At 52.3% G+C, this 25835-nt stretch carries 31 protein-coding genes; 30 read left to right on the top strand and 1 reads right to left on the bottom strand.

All coding sequences use genetic code 11. The annotated features are described in order from the left end of the window. Positions 1–5: 5 nt before the first annotated feature. The 21 genes from OVA10_RS16670 (at position 6) to OVA10_RS16570 (ending at position 18945) form a co-directional block, all read left to right on the top strand. Complete coding sequence (locus OVA10_RS16670; RefSeq protein WP_268196905.1) at positions 6–863, top strand: hypothetical protein; 858 nt, start codon at positions 6–8, stop codon at positions 861–863. Further along, the gene (locus OVA10_RS16665) at positions 847–1467 is read left to right on the top strand and encodes a methyltransferase domain-containing protein (RefSeq protein ID WP_268196444.1); all 621 of its coding nucleotides are present in this window, start codon (positions 847–849) and stop codon (positions 1465–1467) included. The genes OVA10_RS16670 and OVA10_RS16665 overlap by 17 nt, the downstream gene beginning before the upstream one ends. 5 nt (positions 1468–1472) lie before the next feature. Further along, positions 1473–2615 carry a terminase small subunit gene (locus tag OVA10_RS16660; RefSeq protein WP_268196442.1) on the top strand — a complete coding sequence of 381 codons (1143 nt, stop codon included), beginning with the start codon at positions 1473–1475 and terminating at the stop codon, positions 2613–2615. Then, on the top strand, positions 2615–3937 hold the full coding sequence (locus OVA10_RS16655) for a terminase (RefSeq protein ID WP_268196440.1): 1323 nt from the start codon (positions 2615–2617) through the stop codon (positions 3935–3937). Before OVA10_RS16660 ends, OVA10_RS16655 begins: the two co-directional genes overlap by 1 nt. 12 nt (positions 3938–3949) lie before the next feature. Further along, complete coding sequence (locus OVA10_RS16650) at positions 3950–5374, top strand: anti-CBASS protein Acb1 family protein (RefSeq protein WP_268196407.1); 1425 nt, start codon at positions 3950–3952, stop codon at positions 5372–5374. Next, positions 5334–6164 (top strand): hypothetical protein, encoded by an 831-nt coding sequence (locus OVA10_RS16645; RefSeq protein WP_268196405.1) that lies wholly within the window; start codon positions 5334–5336, stop codon positions 6162–6164. The genes OVA10_RS16650 and OVA10_RS16645 overlap by 41 nt, the downstream gene beginning before the upstream one ends. A 55-nt stretch (positions 6165–6219) precedes the next feature. Next, a complete protein-coding gene (locus OVA10_RS16640; protein WP_268196403.1) occupies positions 6220–7470 on the top strand; it encodes a cell envelope integrity protein TolA in 1251 nt (416 codons plus the stop codon). After that, positions 7457–8077 (top strand): hypothetical protein, encoded by a 621-nt coding sequence (locus tag OVA10_RS16635; RefSeq protein ID WP_268196401.1) that lies wholly within the window; start codon positions 7457–7459, stop codon positions 8075–8077. Before OVA10_RS16640 ends, OVA10_RS16635 begins: the two co-directional genes overlap by 14 nt. A gap of 10 nt (positions 8078–8087) precedes the next feature. Further along, positions 8088–9116, top strand: coding sequence for a hypothetical protein (locus OVA10_RS16630; RefSeq protein WP_268196399.1), 1029 nt, complete (start codon positions 8088–8090; stop codon positions 9114–9116). 54 nt (positions 9117–9170) lie between these two features. Then, the gene (locus OVA10_RS16625) at positions 9171–9641 is read left to right on the top strand and encodes a hypothetical protein (RefSeq protein ID WP_268196398.1); all 471 of its coding nucleotides are present in this window, start codon (positions 9171–9173) and stop codon (positions 9639–9641) included. Further along, positions 9641–10093 (top strand): hypothetical protein, encoded by a 453-nt coding sequence (locus OVA10_RS16620; protein WP_268196396.1) that lies wholly within the window; start codon positions 9641–9643, stop codon positions 10091–10093. The genes OVA10_RS16625 and OVA10_RS16620 overlap by 1 nt, the downstream gene beginning before the upstream one ends. After that, positions 10090–10521, top strand: a complete 432-nt coding sequence (locus OVA10_RS16615; RefSeq protein WP_268196394.1) for a hypothetical protein — start codon at positions 10090–10092, stop codon at positions 10519–10521. The genes OVA10_RS16620 and OVA10_RS16615 overlap by 4 nt, the downstream gene beginning before the upstream one ends. Next, positions 10508–11455, top strand: a complete 948-nt coding sequence (locus tag OVA10_RS16610) for a hypothetical protein (protein ID WP_268196392.1) — start codon at positions 10508–10510, stop codon at positions 11453–11455. The genes OVA10_RS16615 and OVA10_RS16610 overlap by 14 nt, the downstream gene beginning before the upstream one ends. Continuing rightward, the gene (locus tag OVA10_RS16605; protein ID WP_268196390.1) at positions 11455–12783 is read left to right on the top strand and encodes a hypothetical protein; all 1329 of its coding nucleotides are present in this window, start codon (positions 11455–11457) and stop codon (positions 12781–12783) included. Before OVA10_RS16610 ends, OVA10_RS16605 begins: the two co-directional genes overlap by 1 nt. Positions 12784–12806: 23 nt before the next feature. Then, positions 12807–13235: a hypothetical protein gene (locus tag OVA10_RS16600; RefSeq protein ID WP_268196904.1), complete on the top strand. Its 429-nt coding sequence runs from the start codon at positions 12807–12809 to the stop codon at positions 13233–13235. Then, the gene (locus OVA10_RS16595) at positions 13235–13852 is read left to right on the top strand and encodes a hypothetical protein (RefSeq protein ID WP_268196388.1); all 618 of its coding nucleotides are present in this window, start codon (positions 13235–13237) and stop codon (positions 13850–13852) included. Before OVA10_RS16600 ends, OVA10_RS16595 begins: the two co-directional genes overlap by 1 nt. 64 nt (positions 13853–13916) lie before the next feature. Further along, positions 13917–15926 carry a lytic transglycosylase domain-containing protein gene (locus tag OVA10_RS16590; RefSeq protein ID WP_268196386.1) on the top strand — a complete coding sequence of 670 codons (2010 nt, stop codon included), beginning with the start codon at positions 13917–13919 and terminating at the stop codon, positions 15924–15926. Between the two features lie 2 nt (positions 15927–15928). Then, the gene (locus OVA10_RS16585; protein ID WP_268196384.1) at positions 15929–16603 is read left to right on the top strand and encodes a hypothetical protein; all 675 of its coding nucleotides are present in this window, start codon (positions 15929–15931) and stop codon (positions 16601–16603) included. A 272-nt stretch (positions 16604–16875) separates the two neighbouring features. Further along, positions 16876–17886 (top strand): hypothetical protein, encoded by a 1011-nt coding sequence (locus tag OVA10_RS16580; protein ID WP_268196383.1) that lies wholly within the window; start codon positions 16876–16878, stop codon positions 17884–17886. Between the two features lie 67 nt (positions 17887–17953). After that, positions 17954–18595, top strand: coding sequence for a phage baseplate protein (locus OVA10_RS16575; RefSeq protein WP_268196382.1), 642 nt, complete (start codon positions 17954–17956; stop codon positions 18593–18595). Positions 18596–18597: 2 nt separating this feature from the next. Further along, positions 18598–18945, top strand: coding sequence for a hypothetical protein (locus OVA10_RS16570; protein ID WP_268196381.1), 348 nt, complete (start codon positions 18598–18600; stop codon positions 18943–18945). On the opposite strand, the gene OVA10_RS16565 is transcribed toward OVA10_RS16570, so the two are convergent. After that, positions 18938–19219, bottom strand: coding sequence for a hypothetical protein (locus OVA10_RS16565; RefSeq protein ID WP_268196380.1), 282 nt, complete (start codon positions 19217–19219; stop codon positions 18938–18940). The two genes, OVA10_RS16570 and OVA10_RS16565, sit on opposite strands and share 8 nt — an antisense overlap. A 21-nt stretch (positions 19220–19240) precedes the next feature. On the opposite strand from OVA10_RS16565, the gene OVA10_RS16560 reads away from it, so the two are divergent. From OVA10_RS16560 to OVA10_RS16520, 9 genes are all read left to right on the top strand, one after another. Continuing rightward, positions 19241–20467, top strand: a complete 1227-nt coding sequence (locus OVA10_RS16560; protein ID WP_268196379.1) for a baseplate J/gp47 family protein — start codon at positions 19241–19243, stop codon at positions 20465–20467. Continuing rightward, entirely contained in the window at positions 20451–21077 is a 627-nt protein-coding gene (locus tag OVA10_RS16555) for a hypothetical protein (protein WP_268196378.1), read from the top strand. Before OVA10_RS16560 ends, OVA10_RS16555 begins: the two co-directional genes overlap by 17 nt. Beyond that, complete coding sequence (locus OVA10_RS16550; RefSeq protein ID WP_268196377.1) at positions 21074–22636, top strand: hypothetical protein; 1563 nt, start codon at positions 21074–21076, stop codon at positions 22634–22636. The genes OVA10_RS16555 and OVA10_RS16550 overlap by 4 nt, the downstream gene beginning before the upstream one ends. Before the next feature lie 2 nt (positions 22637–22638). Next, a complete protein-coding gene (locus tag OVA10_RS16545; protein ID WP_268196376.1) occupies positions 22639–23196 on the top strand; it encodes a tail fiber assembly protein in 558 nt (185 codons plus the stop codon). A 272-nt stretch (positions 23197–23468) separates the two neighbouring features. Continuing rightward, positions 23469–24071, top strand: coding sequence for a hypothetical protein (locus tag OVA10_RS16540; RefSeq protein ID WP_268196375.1), 603 nt, complete (start codon positions 23469–23471; stop codon positions 24069–24071). A 39-nt stretch (positions 24072–24110) separates the two neighbouring features. After that, complete coding sequence (locus tag OVA10_RS16535) at positions 24111–24503, top strand: hypothetical protein (protein WP_268196374.1); 393 nt, start codon at positions 24111–24113, stop codon at positions 24501–24503. A 103-nt stretch (positions 24504–24606) separates the two neighbouring features. Beyond that, entirely contained in the window at positions 24607–25140 is a 534-nt protein-coding gene (locus OVA10_RS16530) for a hypothetical protein (protein ID WP_268196373.1), read from the top strand. A 50-nt stretch (positions 25141–25190) separates the two neighbouring features. Next, positions 25191–25565 (top strand): hypothetical protein, encoded by a 375-nt coding sequence (locus OVA10_RS16525; RefSeq protein ID WP_268196372.1) that lies wholly within the window; start codon positions 25191–25193, stop codon positions 25563–25565. Then, the gene (locus OVA10_RS16520; RefSeq protein WP_268196371.1) at positions 25562–25765 is read left to right on the top strand and encodes a hypothetical protein; all 204 of its coding nucleotides are present in this window, start codon (positions 25562–25564) and stop codon (positions 25763–25765) included. The genes OVA10_RS16525 and OVA10_RS16520 overlap by 4 nt, the downstream gene beginning before the upstream one ends. Positions 25766–25835: the final 70 nt, after the last annotated feature.

Below are 25835 nucleotides of genomic sequence, written 5' to 3'. Positions count from 1 at the left end.
CACCTGTGATTTTTGACGGAATGGCAGGCCTCGGGGACAATATTTTCCAGAGGCCTTTTTTACGCCATTACCCCGGCGCGTACCTCCGTACCCCGTGGCCCGAGATTTATAAAGGGCTGGATGTTAAGTGCATCAGGACCGGCACGCAGCTGCGCACCCAGCGAAAAAACGAAATCCATACCGATTATCAGTTTTTCGTTGAGCCAGCCAATGCCAGGCGTGTGCGGATTGGCTACGGTCAAAAAGACATGGCCTCCGGCGGAATTGTTGACGCGTTCCGGCGTCAGTTTGACGTTTCCGGCCTGCTTCAGTTTGATCTGCCCTCGTTTTCCGACTTCCATGAAAAAATTCCCTTTGCCCGCCGCCTGGCGGTAATACGGCCTGCAACAGTAAGGTCTGAGTGGACAAGCGCAAGCCGGAACCCGGATCCGGTTTATCTCAATGCTGCAGCCGCTGCTCTTAAAAAGAGCGGCTTTTACGTCGTCAGCGTTGCAGATCTGGAAAAGGGCGCAGAGTGGATGGTGGGGGAGGCACCACAGGCAGATCTCGTTCTCCACTCCGGAGAGCTAAGCCTGACGCAGCTGTGCACGCTCTATGAAAATGCCGCCTGCGTTGTGTCACCGGTGGGCTTTTCGCTGCCGATGGCGATCGCCTACAGGACTCCTCTATTTGTCGTTGCTGGTGGCCGTGGTGGCCATAATGCGCCGGAAATAGTCACAGACCCTGCCATGCCTCTGGATAGCGTCCGGTGGGCGATCCCCAAAAATTATTGCCGCTGCATTGATGCCAGCCATGTATGCGATAAAGCGATAGATAGTTTCGATAAAAAAATAAACGGATGGTTGAATGAAATCGTTAAGTGACGATCTGCGTGGTCAGCTGATTTGGATCCCCGCGCTCGGAATGGCGGTACACCCGTCTCCTGATGCGGATAAAACGTATAACGCTGATTACTTTGCGCACTATCAAACACTGGCCGATACGGACATGGGGCGCGCGCTTACCCGCACTCGTATTGAGATGGTTGCCCGTCATTATGATGGACCCGTCCTGGATGTCGGTATCGGGGCCGGGCAGTTTGTTGAATCCAGACCAGACACCACCGGTTACGACGTTAACCCCGCCGGGATTGATTGGCTGAAAGACAGGAGCCTGTGGGCAGACCTGCATCACGGCAGCTTTGATGCGCTTACGTTCTGGGATGCGCTGGAGCATTTTAGCGAGCCAGAAACAGCCGTTGCCCGCGCGCAGAAGTGGGTGTTTGTCTCGATCCCGGTATTCAGCGACCTTGACCATATTTTTGCTTCGAAACACTTCAAGCCAGGCGAGCATATCTATTACTGGACTCATGCTGGCCTTGTTAACTGGTTTTCTCGCCAGGGCTTTTCGCTGGTTGAGCACAACACGACAGAAAGCGATCTCGGTCGCGAAGGTATCAGCAGTTACGCGTTCCTCCGCAGGGAGTAAAAGCCATGGCAAAACCGGACTGGGGAGCGCTGCAAAACCAGTTCCTCGCCGATCATGCTAAATCCGGCATCACCCCCAAAGACTGGTGTGACGAGCAGGGGCTAAAGTTTGCAAGCGCCAAGCGTTACATAAAAATCGCAGGTTATAAAACTGCGAATTCGCAGAAAAAACAAACTGCGAATTCGCAGAAAAAGCCCTTAAAAAAAGCTGCGAATTCGCAGTCCAAAAAGCAGCAAAAAACCGAAGAAAAGTTATTCGAAAAGCTAGCTCTGACAATCGAATCTGAAATTCCTGAAGACGTATTCGAACCAGAAATGTTTGGGCTTAGCACGCAGCAAGGAAATTTTGCTGAGTACGTTGCCGCTGGCAAAACTCTGGCAGAGGCTTACCGACTGGCCGACTATGAAGGAGAGGGTAAAGTTGCTTGGGCTGCCGCATCACGGATGTTAAGGAATGTTAAGGTTCAACGAGCCGTTCGCTGGCTGCGCGACAAAAACCAAAAACGCCTCGCACTAACTGAGAGAGAGATCATTCATCAGTTGTCCTCCATTGCCTCGATAGACGCCAACACCTTCTCTCAAATTCGGCGGGTTAACTGCCGCTATTGCTGGGGGGAAGGGCATAAATACCAGTGGAGAGATATCGAAGAGCAATTGCAGGCAGAAAGGCGGGCTGAGGCTGACAACAAACCCCCTCCTGATGTTTCTGGAGGGGTGGGTTTTGTAGAGGTCATGGTGCCGAACGATGAATGCCCTCGCTGCAATGGTGAAGGTGTGATGGATACGTTTTACGCCGACACGACGCAACTTGATGGTCCGGAGCGCTGGGCATACCTCGGCGTTGAGGAAACCATGAATGGACTGAAGGTTAAAATCGCCAGTCCTGAGGCGGCCCGTAAAGAGCTGCTGGCCTACCTCAAAGCAACGACAGGGAAACAGCCTGCAGGTGGTGCAGGAGCAGCAGGCGGTGATCGTGAAGACGATTACGATCGGGAATGGAAGCGACTGCGTAACGAGAAGATTCTGGCCGAAATTGAACGCATACGCACCGGAGATAAAGAGAGTAGCCTGATTGTGGTTCACAACGCCTTGCAGGTTCCCGGCGCGATTCAGCCCACGCAGGAGGATATCGACGAGGGCGATGAATAATGGCGGAGATATTCTGCAAAAAGCTTCACACCGCTCAGTCGCGAGTATGGACCGAAGGCAGCCAGCATCAGTACAACGTCGTCCGATGCGGTCGTCGCTGGGGTAAGACTGCCATCCTCGGCAACATTGCCATTTCATACGCCACATCGTCCTTCAAGGAAACGGGCGGCGAGCGCCTGCAGGGTGGCAGGGTAGGCATATTCACGGCTGAGTATCGCCAGCAGCAGGAAATCTTCGACTATCTGGAAGAAGCACTGCTGCCGCTGATCAAAAGCAAATCGCGCAGTGACGGTCGAATCATCCTGAAGAACAAGGGGCGCATCGACTTCTGGGTCACGAACAACAACCCGCTCGCCGGGCGTGGTCGTGAATATGACGTGGTGCTGATCGACGAAGCGGCGTTTACCAAATCGCCAGAAATGCTGGAAGAAATCTGGCCTAAGTCGATAAAGCCTACGCTGCTGACCCGTCGCGGTCGTGCGTGGGTTTTCTCCACACCGAGCGGCAACGACGATAAAAACTTCTTCTACGCGGCATGCAACGACAAATCGCTGGGCTTTCACGAGCATCACGCGCCGACGTCCAGCAACCCATACGTCCCTCCCGACGAACTGGAGAAAGAACGCCAGGCCAACGACCCGCGCGTATTCCAACAGGAGTTTCTGGCCGAGTTTGTGGACTGGTCTAAAGACGCGCTGCTGGATATCGATAAGTGGCTTGAGGATGGCAAGCCGGTAGCAATGCCGACCACCTGCGACATGATATTTGCGGTGATGGATACAGCCCTCAAAGGCGGCACCGAGAACGATGGCACTGGCATCGTCTACTTCGCTTATGAGCAGACTTATTCTGAGCCGCGCTTAACCATCATCGACTATGACTGCACCCAGATTCAGGCGTCGCTGCTGCCGGAGTACATGCCGGGCGTTTACAGCAACCTGGAGCGCCTGGCGAAGTTATGCCGTCCGCGTCTGGGTAGTCAGGGTGTTTTCATGGAAGACGCCGCTATGGGTGCCATTCTTAACCAGAAGGCTCAGACTGAGGGGTGGCATATGCAACCCATCAAGTCGACGCTAACAGGTAAGGGCAAAGACGAGCGCGGCGTGCTGGCATCCGGCCACCACTATCTGGGCAAGTGCAAAATTACCCGCGAAGCCCACGAAAAAACGGTGAATTTCAAACAGGCCACCGCCAATCACCTCATGAAACAAGTCGCCAGTTTCCACCTGGCAGATCCCAAAGCGCATAAACGCGCAGACGACCTTTTCGATTGCTACACGTACGGCTTGATCATCGTGTTCGGCAATTACGATGCACTGTAAACAGGAAGCCCCATGGCAGAGATTCAAATTGACTCAGCTCTTGGCTCTGCGCTGACAAAAATACTGGAGTCTGAAGAGATTCAGCCCGGGCAGGACGTCAGCTATGAGACTTGCAAGCTGTTATGGCAATTCCATCCGCTGGGTGGAAAGCTCGTTGAGAAGCCGATTTCGATGGCTATGTGCAAACCCCGACACTACAGCGTTGAAACGGACCCGGATGAGCGCGTAGTTCGTCGCTTCCAGGAAGTTTGGGAGCGCCTGGAGATGAATGAAAAAATAAAAAATTTCTTCTTCATCTGCCGATGCTACGGGGCGGCCGCGATCGGCGTTGGAACCACTACCACATCCTGCAAAGAGCCACTACCAACGTTCGGCCTGAGCGAGGAGGAGGTTTATATCAACGTATGGGATCCGCTTAATGCGGCTGGCTCCATGGTTACAGACCAGAACCCCAACAGCCCGTATTTTCAGAAAGCGAACAGGACGCTGAAGATATCGAGTAAAAACTGGCATCACTCCAGGACGCTTAAAATCTTCAACGGCACGCCGATTTATCTGGAGTACCAGAATTCAGCGTTTGGCTTTACCGGGCGGAGCGTATTTCAGCGCGTGCTGTACTCGATGAAATCCTACGTCGGAACGATGGTTGCTAACGACCTCGTGAGCCAGAAGGCTGGCGTCCTGGTGGCGAAGGTTCAGCAGAATGGCTCGAAGATTAGTGGGATCATGGCTGCCGCCACGGGTAAAAAACGAGAGTTCGTCAAAGAGGCGAGAAATAAGGGGGTTTTAAGTATCGCGCCGGATGAGAGCATTGAGTCCCTGAACCTTCAGAACATTGATAGTGCCCTGAACACATCGCGCGACAATATTATTTCGGATATCGCCTCTGGCAGTGACGTGCCGGCAATCCTCATTAAGGAGGAGGCGTTTTCAAAGGGGTGGAGTGAGGGTTCCGAGGATTCCAAAGCGATCAGTCAGTACATAGATGGGGTTCGTCAGCTGATTGAACCAGTGATGGACTACTTCGAAAAGCTGGTTCAGTACATCGCCTGGAGCGAGGATTTTTACACTTCGCTGAAAAATGATTACCCGGACATCATAAATGAAAACTACACCACAACTTTTTACCGCTGGCGTCGGGAGTTTACGGCTAAGTGGCAGGAGCTGGTGGAGGAATCCCCTGATAATCGCCGCGAGGCCGACAGTAAGGTGATTCAACAGGCGGTGGCCGTTTACTCAGCGCTTTCCCCAACGCTTGATCCGGAGAATCGTGCCTCCCTGGCTGACTGGGTGGCGGGCGTCGCCAACGGCACGCAGACCTATGGCGATCTGCCGCTGATTATTGATGTGGAAGCACTGGCTAAATACATCCCGCCAGCACCTCAGGAGCAACCAAATGGCAACTACAAACCAGGCGGGGAAGAAGAGGAGAGTTAAAAGCCTCTATGAGGTGCTGACCGAGGCGGTAAATCACTACGTCAAAAAAGGGTGGGATTCTGAGCGGTCATTGCTCGAATGGTCCAGAAAACTGCGTGTCGCTGCCACGCGTGAATCACCATCACCTGACGTTGCCCGCAAGCACCTTACCGCTATATATAGCCGCCTCGTCATTGATGGCGGCGCGCTGAAAGACCAGCCACCCGAAGGCCCCACGCGCGTAACGCTGCAAAAGCTAAAGCCAGAGCTAAGAGACGAACTTGATCGCCGCATCTTTGCCAGCGCCAATCTGATCCGCCTTAACCGCGAACAGGCTGTTGAAAAGACGCTGCAGCGCTTTCAGGGGTGGGTGACATCAATACCGCCAGACGGTGTCAGTGAAATCGATAAAAACGCGAAAAAGCAGGAGTTTAAAAAATCCGTCGCTGAGATGGACTTTATAAGCCGCCGTGTTGCCATCGACCAGGGGCACAAGCTCGCCAGCAACGTTAAGTACCTACTATCAGTCCAGAGCGGGGCAATTGCATTTCGCTGGCACTCCAACTGGCGGCGGCCCGGATATAAATACCGTCCTGACCACAAAGAAAGGGACGATCTGATTTATCTGATAAGGGGATCGTGGGCTGATGAGAAAGGCTTTCTCAAATCGGTAAACGGGTATTACGACGAAATTACCGCAGCGGGCGAGGAGGTTTATTGCAGCTGCCAGGTGTTCCCTATATACGCCCCTCAAAAGCTGCCCATCGAATTTTTAACGGAGAAGGGTAAACGTGAATTTAACAGAGTTTGAAGCCGCGCAGTACATCCGGGACGGCACACTGGCATCGCCAGTGAAGTTTTCGAATATGTGGCTGGTGAATCTCCGTATTACCGGGACAGGGGCTGCCTACCGCTACGGGCTTAAAGAATTTGTCTGGCGCGACCCTTCCATTTATCTGAACGATGAATTCCTTGCCCGCTGCAATGGCCTTCCTGTTTTGTACGACCACGCAAAAAAAGCGCCCATGAGCGAAGAGGAGTTTAAAAAGCGCTGTGTCGGTAGCGTGATGCTCCCCTACATAAAAGGCGATGAGGTTTGGGCGATCGTCCGGATTTACGTGAAGGAGGTTGTGGAGAAAATCGTCAAAGAAGAAACCTCGACCAGCCCGGCGGTAATTTTTGGCGGTGAATCCGGATGCATTGAACGAAGTGAGGGGGATTCTAATTTCCTCATCGAGGGGATCCCGTTCCTGCTTGACCACATTGCAGTAGTAACGAAAGACCACGGCTCTCTCGGAGTCTGGGACAAAGACGGCATCCCCGAGGGGATCGAGGTAACAAACAAAGGTGATATTGAGATGGACAAAGATGAAATGAAAGCTCTGCTCCGCGAGGCCGTTTCGGATGCGATGGGTGGGGTCAGCAATGAGCTCAAAACCATGTCCGCACGAATGGACTCGCAAGAACAGTGGATTAAGGCTCGTCAGGATGCCGATGAGAAAGCCAAGCAGGACGCAGAAGAAAAAGCCAAACAGGATGCAGCTGAGGCAGAGGAAAAGGCCAAGCAGGACGCAATGGAAAAAGAACGCCAGGACGCCGAAGAGGCTGAAGCCAGAAAAAAAGAGGAAGAAGAAAAAGCGAAGCAAGACGCCGCTGACGCTGAAGAGCGTGCGAAGCAAGACGCTGAAGAACAGGCCCGCGAGGACTCCGCCATGACTGATGCCCGCGTTCGTTGCGATAGCGCCTATACCGCCTGCGGAAAGCGCGCACCTGAGCCGTTCCGTGGCGAAAAATCTCTGGATTATCGTAAGCGCGCCCTTATCGACCTGCAAAAATATTCGCCCGATAACAAAGACGTGAACATTCGCGCCGTGTCCGATGCCGCGGTGCTTACGGTGCTGGAAAAGGCAATTTATGCCGATGCCAGAAAGGCGATCGACGATGAGATGAGCAACACGCAGGGTCAGTTGTTTAAGCGCGTTCGCAGCGATGAAGCCGGTCGCCAGATTACCGAGTATCACGGCGATCCGCGCGCGTGGCTGTCTGCCTTCCAGACTCAGCCTCGCGTTATGTCAAAAATCAACACACAAGGGAGCCTGAACAATGGCCGCCATTAATTTCGATCCATATAAAACGCAGGGCTCTTTTGCAGGGATGTTTAACGTTGAGTCACGTGGCCTGACGCAGGGCGATGCGCAGGACGATCCTGCTATCCGCCTGCAGTTGTGTTCTGGCGCGTTACACGACAGCGTTGATTCTCCGGTCTGGGGCGGCGTGGGCGTTATCGAGTGTATCGCCAACCCAAACCAGAACGTTTCCGGCTCTGCCATTAAAAAAGCGACAGCGTCCGCCTGTAACGCGTTTACGGTAGTGAATCAGGCGTACCACGGCATCACAACTGCCGGGAATTCCGTACCGCTTTATCCGGCTGGTGGCTCCGTTCACTACTACCGTGTCGGTTCCGGCGCGCGCATTGCTCTGCCAATCAGCGCTGCTGTTTCCGCCCTTGCGAATAGCGGTGATGAGCTGGTGGGGGCAGATGGTTTCGTATGGGACATCCAGAACAACGTCATTGACGTCTACTCCAGCGGGACATCAGGCAATCCAAAGGTTGAGATCAAACTGCTGATGGTTTCCATGCAGGGCAACCTGACTGTCGAAAAAGATAGCAGCGGAAATGTCACCTGGAACACTGATAAGCCGTGCGGCCTGTTTTTAATTTGAGGACTATTTAATGAGCGCATTCGCACCAGCGATTACCACAGTATCGCCGTCAATGATGCTGCCGGAAATTATCATGCAATACAGCATGGCTTCCGGTGCCTTTGACATTCTCCCTGGATCTGCACCTACCGTTAAAATCGGTTCAAGCGATCTGGTTGTGTATCAGAAGTACCTGCGCGCCACCACCCAGGCGCACGTTGGTCAGTCTCTTCCCGGTCAGCTGCCTTCCGCTTCCATTACCGGTGGCTATGATCAGATGATGACCTATCGCATTTCCACGCGCTCCCAGTACAGCCATCTTGATACTGACGCGGCCAGCCGCTGGGGTTACTCACTCGTTGACGGTATGCGTCTGGCAAACCGCCAGGGTCATGCACAGCAAATGCGTAACATGCTGCTGTACGGCGTGAAGGCATCCAACAACGAGGGGATCACCAACTCACCGAGCGCCACAACCCTGAACCTGGGGAGTGATAGTCAGGGTAACGACAGCTACACCACCTGGGACGCCGGCGAAATGTCGAAGTTCATTCTGGGTCTGATTGCCGATCAGAAAACCAAAATGATGATTCTCGGTCAGCCGTTGACGACCGTTATTCTCTGCCCGCAGCGATTCATGAAGGCGCTGGAATGGACGGGTGTTGTTGAGCTTACCAGTTACCAGCGCCCGGGCGCCGGCACGCAAACCATTGGCGGTATGGTTAAAACCATTGCCGGCGACGCGAACGGCGATAGTGTTATTTTCAGCCAGGATGACACGCTGATTGGTAAAGGTGCTGGTGGTACAGATCTGATTATCGTAACCAACCCTGAACTGGTGGTGCCTGAGGCTCGCCAGGACCTTAATACCAATATCTTTGCCACCCTGACCCCGAACCAGCAGGCGGTAAACGTCATGTTCTGTGACATGGCTGCGCCGACTGAAATTCCTTCTCCTATGCCGGATGGTGGCCTGACAACGCTCTATACCATGCGCTCTACACCTGGCTGGAACTTCCGTCCTGAGGGTGTGACGCTCCTGTCTGCTAAGTACGCTTAATTTTTTCGGTTAGACCTGGGGGAGCAAATGCTCCCCCAATTTATTGAGGTATTTATGAAACTGTTTATTGCCAACTGCTCGCGCCAGGCGCACACCTTCAATTATAAATTGCCAGAAAAGACCCAGTCATTTGGCGTCACTATTAAAGCGGGACAGCAGCACGTCATAGAGCAGCCGCAGGATATTATCGAGCACATTATCCGCCAGCACGAACCGTATGGATTCCAGCCAAAAAACAAGGCTGATAAGGATTTCTCTGGCTTGTGCTACTCGATTGAAAAAGTCGTGACATCCAGCGAGATCCTCGAAAACTCAGAGCAAAAGCTCGAAAACCTCGACGATATGTCTCAAAAAATTCTTGAGGCAAGCGCGATCTCTCTGAACAACGCCGTCGATAACGCCGTGATTCAGAGCGGTGAAACTCCGCTGTCAGACGGCATCCAGATGGAAATTAAAGGCGAAGCCATCAACCAGGATCAGCCAAACCCGGCGAAGGTTGAGAAAAAAGTCCAGGTTAAAAAATAATGAACGTACGCCCAACGCTTGACGGATTTATCCGCTTCGTTCGTGGCGTGATGGGCGTACCTGACACCGCTATAGCGGATAGCGATCCGACGCTTGAGTGTTGTTATCAGTCAGCGCTGGAGTTGATACCGAAGGGTATGGGGCTGGAAAGCCTCCCCATCATTTACACGAATACTGTCTACAACGCCGGCGGCTCCCTGCTGCTTCGTTATGCCATCGACACGGCCCCTGGAACCTACTTTTCTGATTTGCGTAAAAGGCTTGGCATGAACGACGCTGTTTACGGCCTGGTTAATTCCGCAGCCGACCAGGGTACATCCGGATCCATGACCGTCAGTGATGCGCTCAGCAATCTGACGCTGGCTGATTTGATGATGATGCAGGACCCGTACGGGCGCGCGGTAATCGCCGTTCTGATGGAGATGGGTTCTCTCTGGGGGTATACGCCATGAAGGTTTGTCTGGGTGTTATTGATGTTCCCTACGACTACGGTGACAACCCGGGCGCTACGACCTATGAGGTTGCCGTAGAGCTGGAAAATAGTTACCAGCTATTTACCCACTTCTGGGAGCTACATAAAAACGTCATCGTCTCCGAGGTGGGAGAGACCGTTGCCTGGCAGATCATAAACCATATTCAGCATGGCGCCCCGCTGGTGGGCGGGGAGCAGCTGGGCGACACGATGAAGGCGTTCAATATATTTCTCGAAACAGAGGAGATGGCCGGGCTGGGCGTCGAAGGTGTGCCGACGATGGCCGCAAAACAGGGAAAAAACTCACGCCTGAAGAAAGGCTACGGCCCCCGGCGACCGTCCTTTATCGACGGCGGCCTGTTTAAGGCAAATTTCATAGCGTGGATAGATAACGATGCCGAGTCTTGATGAATTAGCCGAAAGCACAAACACCCAGTTATCCAGCGTCCTCAAGTCAGCAGTAAAAACCATCTCCTCCAGCCAGTCCATTACCTTTCGCCTTTACGTGCGCCGCGTGCTTCCCGTTGACGGTTTTGTTTACTGGATAAACGCGAAAATTCTTTCTCCTGGCGAGCTCGCGCAGGCTGGCATTGATGAAAGGAATATGGAGGTGACAATCACCGGCAGCCTGCATAAGCAGATCGTCAGCGAGCAGACTGAGACGCTATCCCGGGATGTGAACAACATCATTTTCACGCCCATTGAGCAGGTGGATAACCTGAATATTGAGGATCCCGGGGCCATTTATCTTGGCGAATATGAAGGGACGCAATTTGCTTTTTCCAGACTGGAAAGCCGGTACAACCAGGCGGGGATTTTTCATTATCGCGGAATGGCTATTCTGCCAACCATGCGATCGCAGATTATCGACAAACCAGAGGATATCAGCGAGGAGCTGATTCTCTCAAACAGCATTCCGATCTGGTTGTCCCTGAGGGAGTTCGCGACGGTTTACCCATCGTTTCTGGTTCCGTCCAACCTGAAGCCTCCCTACATTGCCGCAGATATCAGGACAACCACACCACTGCAGCTGGCACCGGCCAATCGCGACGGTCAGCGATATCAGTTTGCTCAGGACTTGGTGCGATTAACCCTCTACGGATTCAGCAATCAAACGGCGCTTAACTTCGTCGATTTCGTCGTGGAAAAAGCACTGGAAGGGGAGGAGTTCGGCATTACCAACATCCCTGTGGTAACTGATGCGAAATCTAACCAGGTGGAAATTAACGCGCTGGCAAAAAAGAAAACCGTGGATTTTGAAGTGAATTACTACCAGGCCACGACGCGGGACATCTCGCAACAACTTATCAAAGAAGTCATTTTTAAATATGAGGTCAAATAATGAGCTTCAACATCGTAACAGTTAATGTCTCCCAGACGGTTGGTGCGATCCCGTCGAATTTACAGCAGATGTCAGCTGTTCTTTCTTTTGGTGCAACGCTGCAGGAACCGGGGAAGCCTGTGCTGCTCACCCAGAAATCCGATATCAGCGACATTGTGAAAATACCAGTTCAGTCTCTGGTGGCAGAAGCATCTTCTTTTGGCTCTGATTTTACCCTTACTCTTCCCACTGGAAAGGCGATCAACCGCGACGTTGGAAGTGAAATCCCGGTCACCATTACCGGTTGTAGTCCTTCCGCATGGAATGGAGCCTTCACAGCGACGATCTCCGCTCCCGACACGCTAACCTGGACGGTTTCAGGCTCTATTCTGGACGGCGTGCCATCCATGCTGGGGCAGTTCACTATCGGCGGTAGTGACGATCTGATTACTGCCGTGGATGCGTTTTTTGCGCAGGGGCGCTCAGTCGGCACCTACCTGCTGGAGCTTGGCTATAAGAATGACGCTATTGCTGGAGAGGTTGCTGCGCTCAAGGGCTATATCGAAGATCCGCTGAAACGCTTTTATGCGTACCTGGTACCAGAGGCGTGGAAGGCAGATCCTGACTTCATCACCCTGGCAAAGCTCTACACGGCCAATGAGGCCATGCAGTATTTCTTCATACTTGAAGATACGCCGGACGACACGAATTACATCTCTCCGTACGCGGGCATTAAGTCCATCATTGCCGCGTCGGATGATACGTACCCGGTAACAAATGCCGCCGCTGCCGCGATGTGGAATTTTGTCTCTGCATCACCATCGGAAATCAACAAAGTGCCGCCAATGGCGTTTCGTTACCTGAAGGCGGTCAATGCCAACGCCGCAAAAGCTAACATCCTCAAGACGATGGCCCAGCAGAACATCAACTACGTCGATACCGGCGCAGAGGGGGGGATCAGCAACACCATTCTGGTGAAGGGTGTTACCAGTGACGGTAACGATATGACCTACTGGTACAGCGTGGACTGGGTGCAGATTAACGTCGATATGATGTTGGCGAATACCGTGATCAACGGCAGCAACAACCCAATCAACCCGCTGTATTACAACCAGGACGGCATTGATCGCCTTCAGCAGACTGCGCAGGGCGTTTTTAACACCGGCGTTTCTTACGGACTCGTTAACGGTCCGACACCGGTCAGCGCGGTACCGTTTAAAACCTACGTCAAAAATAACCCGAATGATTACGGCATTGGCCGCTACGCTGGCCTGTCTGCGAGTTACACGCCGATGCGCGGGTTCGTGGAAATTATCTTCAACATTAACGTTACCATGCAGTTGCCATAAGGAGTTGAACCGTGCCAAACCCAATGATTAACCCGGGCGTTCTGAACCGCGTCCGCGCCAGCGTGAAGTTCAACGACCATCCAGAACTTAATGTCTCAGCCTCCTATCTCGCTAAAGAGGGGGTGGAACTCTCATTTCAGGGGAACCTCACTGACTTTCTGCCGGCCATGACCGGGGCGGTGCAGTCTCCTCAGCCGTACATGATTATGCAGGCCAGAGTGCATCTTCTCCGCAGCCAGTCCCTCGCAAAGCAGTACAAATCTCAGTGGGAGCTGAATTCAGCGATCGGCGACGCAAAGGTCTACAGCGACAGCACTGTTTTTGGTGATTTTGAGCTGATGAATACCGCTATCACCAGCGTGCAGGACATGAACTTTGCTGGTGGAGATCCAGGTGTGGTCCTGACCATCACCGGAACCTATTACATCAACTCTGAAATGTGGGAGCTGTAATGAAAATCTCCCGAGACATGCACCTGATTATTCCCGTTGAAACTGAGATGGGTAAGGCATGGATCCACGCCACGCCAATATCGCGCGAAGTTTATCGCGAACATTTTTACATCCTGGGGAAGGTTTTCTCTGCGATCTTCTCCGAGGGGCTGGGCGTCGTTTCAGGGCCCCGTATTGCCTACCTCATGCTGGAGAGGATGTGTCTTGAAATGAAAGCGTGGGAAGGCGCTGGCGGCGTGAAGAACACCCTGGTTAACGAGATCATCCGCCTGTCTAACCTGGTCTATCCAGTGGAGGGCAAAGGCTGGGACACCAAGCCGCTGGACGTCGCCATTGAGCGCGATATTGTCGACCTGGATGAAGTGATGGGCGAGCTGATTTTTTTTACATGCGTCTCGTCGATAAACAAACCGGATCAGGCGAAAGAGCTGATGGAACAGGTCGGTGGGCTGTGGGACAGTCAAACCTCGTCCTTGACGCTTACGGAATGGATGCGTTCATTGCCGACGTTGAAGACAGAAGGCAGTTCTGGCGAGACGGAGAGCACGTCGTCAGCAGCATCCTCGACTACACATCCGGCGCAGGATTCCGGGAAATTTGGCTCAATACCGGGCTAAACCTCAAATCAGCAGCTCAGTTACGTGAGCTGCTTAAATTTAAACCTCGCGGAGGGATTTTCTGATGGCAGGTAATGGGGTTCCGGTTTTACAGCTGGATTTTGACGACGAAAAAATCAAAAGGCTGAACGAGATCGCTGATAAGTTCAGGTCTGCGCTATCTATTGGGCCGGGTGGTTTTTCAGTTAATAGTTCTCAGCAGGCACCTGGCGGCGGTCAGGCCGCAACCAGAAGGGATAAACCAGCTGACAGCCCGACAACATCACCTCCTTCTCAGGCAACCACAATCAGGCAGCGAGATGAAAAGGGCAGGTTTATTCCCGGCCAGACTCCCGCTGCTGTGCCTGCTGACCCGGCACAGCAGTCAAAGCCTGGTTTTTTTAGCAAGATGTTTACCAGGCAGTACAGCCCAGCAAAAAACGAAACCGATAAGTTTTTTAACGACTTCAATAAGCAGGGCAAGCAGACCAAGAAAACCTTTGACGAGATAGATAAGTCCCTGAAGGTCACAACGACGTCACTAGAAAAGCTGTTCAAAAACACTGTCACCTGGGGGGCGAGAGTGCTGGCGCTCGGGGCTGGGGGCACCTTTGGCTACAATTACATGGCCAGCAAGGTTGCTGAGCAATACGCTGGTGCTCAGGGGCTTGGAATAAGCACCGGTCAGCAGCAGGCCGCCAGGAATGTGTATGGTGGTCGAATCACCGGCGCGGAAAATATCCTTCAGTCCCTGGCAAATGCTCAAAACGACCCCAGCAATCCGATGTACGCCGCCATGGTAAACATGGGTATAGATCCGAAAAAAGGCGCTGCGCAAAACCTTCCGCAGTTCCTGCAGGGCGTTTCGAAAATCCTACAGCAGTACAAAGGCACCGGCGTATCGCAGCAGGCACTGAAAGGCCACGGGCTAGATGGCGTCATCGACGTTGCGACCGCTAACCAGATCATAGCCAATAGCGATCGTCTGCCGCAGCTGAACCAGCAGTTTGGTGAGCAGTCCCAGCGGCTTGACGCCGCCCTGGGGCCGGAGACGATGGCGAGCTACCAGGATGTGTCTGCTAAATTTGCTGATAATGCCTCTCGCATCGGAAATTCTTTCATCAATGCGATCGCCAGACTAAATGGTCCCATCGGTCAGTTATCGGACAATCTCACTTCCAGCATCGAGAAGTTCCTGAATGGACGTAACGGAAAGGCGCTTTTTGACACAATTGCCAGCGGCCTTCAACAGCTTGGTGACTGGATAGGCGGTGACAGCTTTCAGTCAGACCTGAAAAGTTTTGCTGACTGCGTAAAAACAATCGTTACAGCGCTTGGTGACGCCATTCATTGGATTGCTGGAAATGTTCCCGGTGTGAACCTTAACGGTGCTGGAGTTGGTCCTGAAGGCGCTAATCCAACATATGTTGCGTTTGGTAATAAATATCTTGGTGGAAAATTGCCAGGTGCCAACCCGATGACAAACCAGTATACGGGCGAGTTTTTTAAGGAAGAAGACGTTTCCAGCAAATATCAGATGCCTGATGCGTTGAAAACAAACGTTCAGACCTTTGTTGAAGCTGCGAACAAAGCTGCCAATCTGCCCGCTGGTTTGATGCCGGCAATCGCCGGTAAAGAGTCATCGTGGAACCCGCTTGCGTTGAATAAGTCCAGTGGAGCCGCCGGGCTTTTCCAGTTCATGCCATCAACCGCTAAAGCCTATGGGCTGGAGGGGGGTGATGTTTTTGATCCCAATAAATCCACTGTTGCCGCGGGAAAGTATCTGAATGACCTTAACAGGCGATATGGTGGTGATGTTGCCAAAATGCTCACCAGCTACAACGGTGGAAAAATAGACTCCGAAGGCAACCTGAGCCTGAGGAAAGAAACCGTTGATTATCTGATCAAAATATTGCCTCAGGTTCAGGGGGCGCTTGATCAACACCCAGGCATTATGAATCAACTCGGCAACGCGAGAGATAAGCTTGCAAGTGGTGGAAAAGACGATCGGGCAACCATTAACCTGCAAATTAGCCAGGTTCCTGGCTCCGATATCGCCGCGCAGGTCAAAGGTATTACTTTAGCCAGGAGGTAAAGGTGGCTTTAAATTACTTCGGACAGGCATTTCGCCTGGCCTTTGAGATATCGCCTATTCTGCTGGTGGATGGCATTGCAGCTTCAATACCGGGCGGCATTATGCCCATTGCCGTATTGACCGAAGGGGTTAGCGTTGCCGACGGCCTGCTGCATGGTGAGATTGGCGACAAACCAACAGCACATTTCACCCCCATGGCGGGAACCACCCTGCTGCAGCAGGATATTGGCACTATTAATTTCTTTAACATGGTAACAGCTGCAAACTCTGTGGTGAGCAGACCCAACCGGGTTGTTATGCAGATGCTTCGCCCGGCGTACACGCAGGATGGCGGCTATGCAATAAAGGGCATCACCTTTGCAGCATTGAAGATGGCGCTGGATAAGCACAATCAAACTGGCGGTTACTACATCGTCATGACGCCATCATTCATCTACACCGGCTGCCTGCTGAGGTCGATAATAGACACCTCGGGTTTTTCAGACCAAAACAAGCAGGTCCAGTATTCGTGGCAGTTTGAGTTTGAGCAGCCATTGCTTTCGATCTCACAGGTTGATGCCGCGCTCGGATCGCTAATGAGCAAATTTGAATCTGGGATGCCGCCACCAATTCAGGCGGACACCCTCTCCTGGACTGTAAACGGCGACCTTATTCCGGCCATCCCAAAATTCCCGTAGGTTTTTATGAGTATGAACATTCCATTCAGACCGAACGGAAAAACTCCATTTACCTTTCAGGCTTCCGTTGGTGGAGTAAAGGTTTTTGGTTCCGTTCTCTATAACCTTTACTCCAATCGTTACTATGTACGCCTTACTGATGGTCAGGGGCGCGTGATATCAAATGTGCCATTGGTCGGATCCCCGGATAATTTTGACATCAATCTGGCCCTCCCATGCTCGCCCGGCACGCTGGTGTATCGGGTAAGTAAGAACCAGTTTGAGGCCACGTAATGAAATACTACCTCTTAGAGATAACCGACGAAAACGGTAACACGCCGGTTGATGGCGAAGGTAATCCGATAGGTCCGTTCGATACCAGCAAAACCCCTGGTGCTGGTCTGCAGCTCGAATTTGATGCGCTGATAACAGGTTATGATGTGGTGAGTAGCGGGACATCTATTGCGCTGTATGGCGTTCCAATCTCCATGTTGCGCGAAAGCGCAAATCTTGTCGGGTACCAACTTAGCCTGACTGCGGGATTTATCAGTGGACTGCCGCTGGCAAATCCGGATCAACAAGGACTCATCATTCAGGGTGTAATTTTCAACCCGTACGGAAACTGGATGGGCACTCACCAGTCTTTAAATCTCATCGTAAACCCAAGCGCAGTGCTTAACGACAAAGGCCAGGAGATTGCGATAACGATCGACGGAAAAAAGGGGGATCTGTTCAGTGATGTGCTTATGCGTGCGTTGAAATCGGCATACCCGAAGTTCCAGATTGAGATTTCTATCAGCGATAAATTGGTTCTTCAGGAGGATGGTAAGGGTGTTTATCCGCGCCTGGCACAGCTCGCCGCCTCAATGCGAAGCCAGTCCTATGCAGTAATCAATAATCAAAGCTACAGCGGCGTTCAGATGGTTATGCAAGGCAATACCATACGGGTGTTCGATAACACTGGCGGGAAAGGTAATGCAATTAAAATTCTGCCTCATGAGCTTATCGGGCAGCCCACCTGGATCGGCATTAACACAATTTCGTTTAAATGCCCGCTTCGCTCCGATCTGCGCCTTGCTGATGAGGTTGAGTTACCAGCAAACATCATTTCCGGTCCGGGTGAGCTGCTGGCCGTCAACTCTGAGAGATCATATTCCTCGATGAGGGATAAGGTGAGTTTTTCCGGCAAATTCCAGATTAACTCAGTTCGTCATGTCGGGGACTACCTCAGCGCTGACAACAGCAATTCATGGGTGACGATTTACGAGGCGCTCGTTCTGCCTGAGGGGCTTAAAAGTGAGTAACGGTCAAAAGCTTCCATTCCTGAAGGCGTTTAACAACGCGATACAGGCCGGGGCAGAGGACAGGGATATGGCATCAGGCCGATCCCTTCCGTGTCATGTTGTAGCGGTCGATGGTCAAATCGTAACGGTTCAGTTCGACCTGCTCCCAGACGGCGTGCGCTATCCTGAGGTGACAATCCCGATAGCGACATTCGAATATATCCGCTACCCAATACAGAAAGGTGACCGGGGCGTTACAGTGGCCGCCGACGTTTCCCTGCGCGGGGTGTCGGGGCTGGGCACCGGTATCGCAAACCGGGCGATAACCTTCTCGCTGGTGCCGTTGTTTTTTGTCCCGCTATCAAACGCCGGCTGGACAAAGGAGGACGCGAACAAAATCGTTCTGTACGGACCTGATGGCGGGATACTGAAAACCGCAGACGGCGCCAGCAGCATTACGGTTGAACCCGGTAAAATCACTGAAAGCGCTGACGCCATTTATCTTAATGCGAAAGATATTTATCTGGGCGGCGGCACCATTCACCTCAATGGCCCGATCGTTCAGGATGCCGGGGAGATGAGCGGAACGGCAGCAGAGTTCATCGGCCCGGTCACAGTTACGAACGACGTTACTGCTGGTGGCGTCAGCCTGATGAACCACCCGCACGACGTTAAAAACGTTCAAAGCGGTGGCAGTACCATTCAGTCTGAGAAACCGAAGGCAGGTTAGCAATGAGAACATGGGGACGCGTAGCCGACAAAAGCGGCAATAAAAAATGGGTGCTGGTGGAGCAGGACGATTCAGGGGACTTTTCTTACGGGTGGCTGACCACGCTGATCCAGACATTAAAGCTGGGGCTCGGTGAATCACCTTTTTACGCGCAGTACGGCATCCCGGCACAACAATCTATCGTGCAGCAGATTTACCCGGACTATTACGTCAACATGACGCAACAGCAGTTCTCCGGGTATTTTGCATCACTGGCGATCACAAAAGTAAGTGGGGCGCAAAACCCCACCTACAGAATTGATGTCGTGCTTTTTAACGGTGTGTCTTATCGTCAGGATGTGGCTATTTAACTTTCTCCTCATCACTTTCATCAGAAATATAAAAGAAAGGTTCGGAGATAGTAATAATATTTGACAAGATTTTAGCAACATAATAAACGCCAATTACAGAGGTGATTATCCAAACCAAATAATACATGCAATTGAGGCTGCCGCTTGAAAATGCCTCGGGATTGCTTGCAATCAAAGTAATGGGTTTGATTGTTAGCGCGGTAATTAATATTAATGCGGCAATCCAAATTGCTTTGTTTATGAATGTATAAAACCAGTTTGCAAATTTATCCATTAAAGCACCTCAGGAAATATTATGTCAGATCTTCCGATAATTATGACTGAGGCGGGGGCACAGCCCACGCCACCAAAAACACTGCTGTCGAATCTTATCACAAGGGTTTCGGATAAGGTGCCTGGTTATACTGCAAATTTACCCGCAGGCCTTATTGCTGACCTGGCAGGTACAGCCACAGGCGCGATAGCACTTATTGACCAGGCTAGAGTTGATTTAATCAATTCAGTCACTCCTTACGGTGCCAATATTCCGCTATTGATGCAGTTGGGTGACATCTACGGGGCTGAAAAGGGCTTCGGAACCAACACATCGGTTTTCGTGACGTTTATTGGGCTTCCGGGATTCCCGATACCCAAGGGGTTCACAGTTTCAGATGGCAACCACCAGTACGCGGTTGTAAGGGATGCGGTCATACCGGAGTCAGGGCAGACCGATCCGATTTATTGCCTGGCAACATCCCCAGGGTCATGGGCGGTGCCCGAGGGTTCAGTTACGCAGATAATCACATCTGTGCCGCAGGAGCAGCCCGTAACGTGCACAAACATAAAGGCCGGTCTTCCCGGTGCCGGTGAGCAGTCCTATTCGGCGTACCGCGCCCAGGTTATGACCCTGGGAATGTTTGGCGTGCAGGGCACCGCTGATTGCCTGCGCGCCACTCTGGGGAAGGTAGATGGCGTGCAGGTCAACCTCATCTCTTATCGCCAGGCCGCGCTGGGTAAATGGGTGGTGGTCGTCGGCGGCGGTGATCCGTATGAAGTGGCATACGCCATTTACAAGTCGATCCCCGACATCTCCGTACTCACCAGTGACGTTTCCAACCCGTCCGGCGCGGCGGTTGATAAGAAGCAAATTCCCCTGTCGGTATACCCTGACGAGTACGTTATTCCGTATGTTTCGCCTTCATCTCAGAATGTGCTGGTGCTAGTCACCTGGAACACGGCATCGGCGACCTATGTTGATCCCACCGCTGTTTCTCAGGCGGTGCAGAAGCCGGTTTCTGATTACGTTAATGGCATTGCAGTCGGGCAGCCAATCAACGTTTACGAGATACAGGAAATTTTTCTTAATTCGGTGGTGGGGATTATCCCGCGATCAATGGTGTCGCTGATAGATATACAGGTGGGCATCAACGGAACAATCGTTCCGCCTGTCGCCAATACGAGCCTCATTTACGGCGACACGTACGGTTATTTCAGCACATCGCCTTCTCAGGTTCAGGTAAGCAAATATGCCAGCACTGATTAAAAAAATCATTCCGGCCTATCCGTTTGTGCAGTACCGGGATGATGAAAACGTGGTTGCGTTTTTTGATGCCTATAACGAAATGGCTCAGCTGTATCTCGACAGCCTCAACGAACTGGGCTTGCCGTGCTGGACGTCTCCCGCGATAACGGGACCTCTGCTGGACTGGATTGCACAGGGTATTTACGGCGAGACGCGACCACTGCTGCAGCTATCCGAAGAGGCGATCGCGCAGGGTGCTTACAACACCATTGAGTACAACCGCATACCGTATGCCGGGTTAAAAAATTACGCACCTGGCTCTGCCTCTTACGTGCCGGATGATTACTTTAAGCGGATCCTCACCTGGAATTTTTATAAGGGTGACGGTTCACATTTTTGCATCGACTGGCTGAAGCGCAGGGTGGCGCGTTTTATTCACGGCACCAACGGGATTGATCCGCCGCTGCAGGATACTTTTGATGTCAGCGTAACCGTGGAGGCCGGAACGTTTTCAATTGCAATTCCCGAGTACGGGAATGGGATTGGTCAATTCCTTAAAGAGGCGATCGACCAGCAGCTGGTTAAGCTTCCATTTATTTACAATTACACAACAACGGTGGTTGAGAAATGATTACAGGATTCGGTAATAACGTTGTTTCTGCGCTGGCAGCAGATATTACTGCCAACCAGACGACGATTCAGGTTATGCCAGGCGCGGGGGAGGCTTTTGCCAGACTCCTGACTTACGATTATCAAAATGCCTCAAACGATCTGCGTGTGTACGCAAAAATCACTCTCACTGACGCCGGGGAAACGGAGTTCGAAGTTTGTCACCTGACTGCGGTTAACAATGACATATTAACTGTGACCAGGGGGCAGGAGGGGACAACGGCAAAGGGGTGGTCGCTTAATGATGTGGTGGCAAATTTTGCGACACGCGGATCAGAAAACCAGTTCGTTCAGATTGAGCACCTTCAGAGCGGGCATTACACATCGGGAGTTGCGGGCGGAACGGCAAACGCATTAACACTGGATTTGCCTGCGTCATATTTTTTGAATGGCTCGACATCCTGGGAGTTACGCACTCTCCTCGTTGTTTATCCCATCGCAAATAACACCGGCCCTTCAACGCTGCAGCTGACCATGGGGGGCAGACCCCTAGGAACGTTTAAGCTCTACAAGGGAAACAGGGCAGAATTAACAGCCAATGACATCCTCAAAGACGTCGGCCTGGTTTGCGTTCTGGATAAGACTAAGGCGTTTTTTAACGTTTCTAACCCTGGTGCTATCTATGCTGGCCTGGGGACGGCGGCATTTAGAGACATCGTCACATCCCCTACAGATACAACAGCGGGAAGGGTGCTGACCACTGGATGGGAGGGATTGGGCTTATCCGCTGAATTTAAGATGGGTTCAGTTTCTCAGTTTCTTGCGTACTCCGGTGCTTCTCCTGAGGTGCCCTTAAATGGCGCAGGCTGGCAAGCTGCTTATACGCCACAGCGCCGGGCGCAGGCATTCATTGGTGGTGACACGAAATTCTATTCACGTTTTTCAACATCTGCTGATGTGCTGGATTCTGCAACCCCCTGGGCTGCTCATTACACGACAGAGAATAAACCTGCGGCAACTGATGTAGACGCTGTATCTGCATCGCAGGGCGGCACATTCCAAAAGAGCGTCACCTTCAATCAGGGGCTTACCAGTAAGGGGCAAGTGGCGTGGGGTGATTACGCTCACAACGTAGGGGATGTCTCCTACAATGCAATGGTTAACATCTATGACGCCGGTGGAAAAATGCGCTGGGCGTTCGGTCCGTATAAAGGTGGCTGGTCTGTCTACTGCTATGACCCCATGGGCGCTTATGTAGCCAATCTTTTAAATATTGACTACACGTCTAAAAATGCGACTTTTGCAGGCGAGGTTATACCAGGCTCTTATGCTAACTTCGATGCGCGTTATATGGGCAAATCAAATGCCTATACAAAAACAGAGTCCGATGCGCGGTACGTTACTGGTGTTCAGTTTGGCGCGGTTATTCAGGTGAATGCCGAGAGCTACACCGCGCCAGCGGGTCATGTGCTCGTGGGGGTTGTTGCACATAACGGTAACTATGACACGCAAATTGACGCCTTTAAAGCAAAGCCAATCCAGCGACAAATTAACAACCAATGGGTGACCATTCCAGGATAACTATGCAGAACATCAAAAATTTTAGACCTTACACGCCTGGCGAAGAAGTTACAGCACTCTATTCGGAGCCGGGAACTCCGCCGACCCTGTTCCTGATGTCAGAGGATGCTCAGGACTGGTATGAATGTCAGTCGCTGTTTGCTGATGATACCGTGAAAATCATGTACGACAGTGCAGGGGTTATTGTTGGCCTGATTGATAAGCCCGTACCCGAGCGGGGCAATACGTTTGCCGTATCGATGTTCTTTCCTGATGGCATGAGTGTTGCCGAAGTGAAAAGCGTACCTGACGGTTGTGCGAATGATGGATGCTGGATGTTTGACGGCAGTGAGGTCATTCCTGTACCGGTTGACTACGTCGCTCAGGCCGAAAAGCAAAAATCACAGCTGATGGCCGCCGCTGAGGCCGCTATCGCCCCACTTAAGCGCGCAGTGAAGTACGGCATGGCAACAGATGCGGAAACGCAACTGCTTGAGGAGTGGGAGGTTTACACCGTCATGCTGAGCCGGGTGGATACCTCTCTGGCTCCAGATATTGAATGGCCTCCTGTTCCAGCATAAACCCGCTTCGGCGGGTTTTTTTATGGGCAAAATCCATGTGCAAAAAAATAGTGATCTGCCGGGCGTGCGGAACGCGCTTCGCCGTCTGTCCGGAATGCGGTGAGTCTTTTGTACCAAAGAATTCGATGCACATTTACTGCCGCAAGCGCTGCGTAATGCGTAAGCGCAGGAGGGAGGAGAGGGAGAGTAATCAGCAGCGGTAACATTTCGGGAGCGGCGAAATTCGGGGTCTGATGGCGCGTAAAATTAGCGGGAGTTTTGAAGGAGGCCGCATGGCTGAATTAGACGAAGCCGCCGACCCTGGCGCACCCGCTGAAGTGGCACCTGTACCGCCGGAAACCCCTGCTGTACCCGAACCTGTCAGCACCCCTGAAAGCGTTACTAGTGACGCTGAAAATCAACTCTCCGAAGAGGAAATTTCCATGGACTCTACCGCTACTCCGGCAAGCACCCATGAAACCAACATCACCCTGCCTTCCCAGATGCCAATGCAGTCTTCTGCAGGTGGCGGCATGGGCGCGCTGGGCGGCTCCGTTGGTATCGTGGCGTTTATTGCCTTCCTGGTTGTTATCTGGGCCATCTGGAACGGTCACAACCGTCAGCACGATCACTTCGTGACCAATATCCGCGCAACTGACGCTGTCGGTTATCAGGCCGGTTTCCAGCAGAAGCAGCTGAACGATATGCAGCAGATGCTGAACTACAACACGTCCACTTCTGCTCGCTGGCGCGAGGACGAGCTGCGCTTCGGCCAGCCGTACGGCAACCAGACAACCCCGCTGTATGGTGGTCGCCGCGGTTACGGCGGTGGTGTGATCAACGGCTCTCAGCTGAGCAACACCGAAACGTTCGCTGCTGATAACAGCGTGTTCTGATAGTTGCGGGGCTTCGGCCCCGCCTGCGGAGTAACGAAAATGCCTGTGAATATCAATAACAACACAGCTCAAAATCAGGTGCAGAGCTCTCCGGCTGCTGTAGTTGGCGGGCCGGGGGCTGTGCTGCCGTTGCTGGCGTCACCTGTCGTATACCCGGCGATTGTTGCGGTAAACGGTGGGTCAACGGCGATTGTCGGTGTAAGCGGTGCCGTTGTCATTCAGCCACTGGTTAACCCGGCAGCTATTGCGGCATACACGATTAACCTGAGCGCACCATTACCTGGCGGCCCGGCATATATCGTCGTCACCTGTCTGGGTGGTATCACGGCCCTCACCGTGAATGGCGCAACTGCTGTCCCTGCTGGTGCGCTGGCGGCAGCAAATAGCTCTCTGATTCTGGTGTGGAATGGTTCCACCTGGGTCATTGGCTAATACCAAACCACGGGGCGGCGTTGTCGCTCCGTTCTTCATCATAGACGCCATCGTAAACCTTAGGCTGGCGATCCATTATCACTATCATGAGCGAGATCTAATCATGGCAATGTTGACGCTTGGCGGCCTTAAGGCTGCACTTCTGTTTATTATCGAAAACCCGGACATCGCATATGACGCCAAAGGCGCCATGAACATGAGCGGTTTTTCCAAAGACCAGATGTATCACATGATGCTCGTTCAGCGCTTTGAGCCGAAACTGCTGGCGCGCTATGCGACCAACTACACCGGCCTGACGCTGGAAGGCCAGGAGCTCTATGACATCCTGTGTGATGACGAGTACCTGAAAAAACTGGAAGACGATCTGCGCAGTCGCGGGTACACCCAGCCGTCAGACCGTCAGATTTTCAGCGAGCTGCGCTATCACATGCACAACCGCGATACGGGAAAGCAGCCTGGTGGTAATGACCTGTCGGTGAAAGAATTTCTGACCGGTCTGTTTGATGCAGCGCTGGCGCACCAGGTGAAAATGAATGATATGTACCCATCCATCGATTTCCCGACACCGCCACCGGCCGTCGAAGATAAAGCGGAAGACGATGATGTAGATCTGAAAGGCCTTCAGCTGGGAGCGTAAGATGAATGAATAAGCAGCAACTTTTTCAAGCAGCACAGAGCGGAACGCAGATGTACTTTGATGTGTGGGAGAAAAACCCCGGCATCATCGCTATGCGCGACGTTCTGCTGACCACGGAGCCAAACACCGGCGGAAGAATGCGCGGTGCGCAGCAGGCCTTTCCGCCGATTAAAGCCCTGTGGCTGCAGATGAGTTCCGGCGTTGCCGGGCTGGCGATCCCCAAGCCGATGAAGGAGGTTATGGGAACGCTGTTTGACCGTATCTCTCGCGATAAAGAATTTGCCATTCGCTGCTATAACACGTTTCCGATCATCGCTGACCGCTACGGCTCAGGTACGCAAAGCAAGGGGCGCGACAAAGGAAAGCCGCGCCTCAATTTCGTCAAAATGGCGGATGATCCGATCTGCCGGGGGTTACTGAAATGAGTGGACTGACAGACATTGCTGCATTTTTGCAGACTGATATCGGAAAAATGTTTGTTGGGATTGCGCAGGATTACGTGATCCCCTACGGCAAGGAAAAGCTTTTCGCAGCGATGAAGCCGGTAGAAATGTCGGAAGAAGAGATCAAACAAAAGGCGCAGGATGAGTTTGTGACGGTCGACGATTTCGACATTAAGACGTGAAAAGTGTTGGTATACTAAGTTCTGATTTCTCCCTATGTTCTTGAATTATCTAGGGCGTAAGTTAAAGGTT

The sequence above is a fragment of the Lelliottia sp. SL45 genome (assembly GCF_026672535.1).
In the GTDB taxonomy this organism is placed as follows: Bacteria; Pseudomonadota; Gammaproteobacteria; order Enterobacterales; family Enterobacteriaceae; genus Enterobacter; species Enterobacter nimipressuralis.
This window is presented reverse-complemented; position numbering and strand designations above follow the sequence as displayed.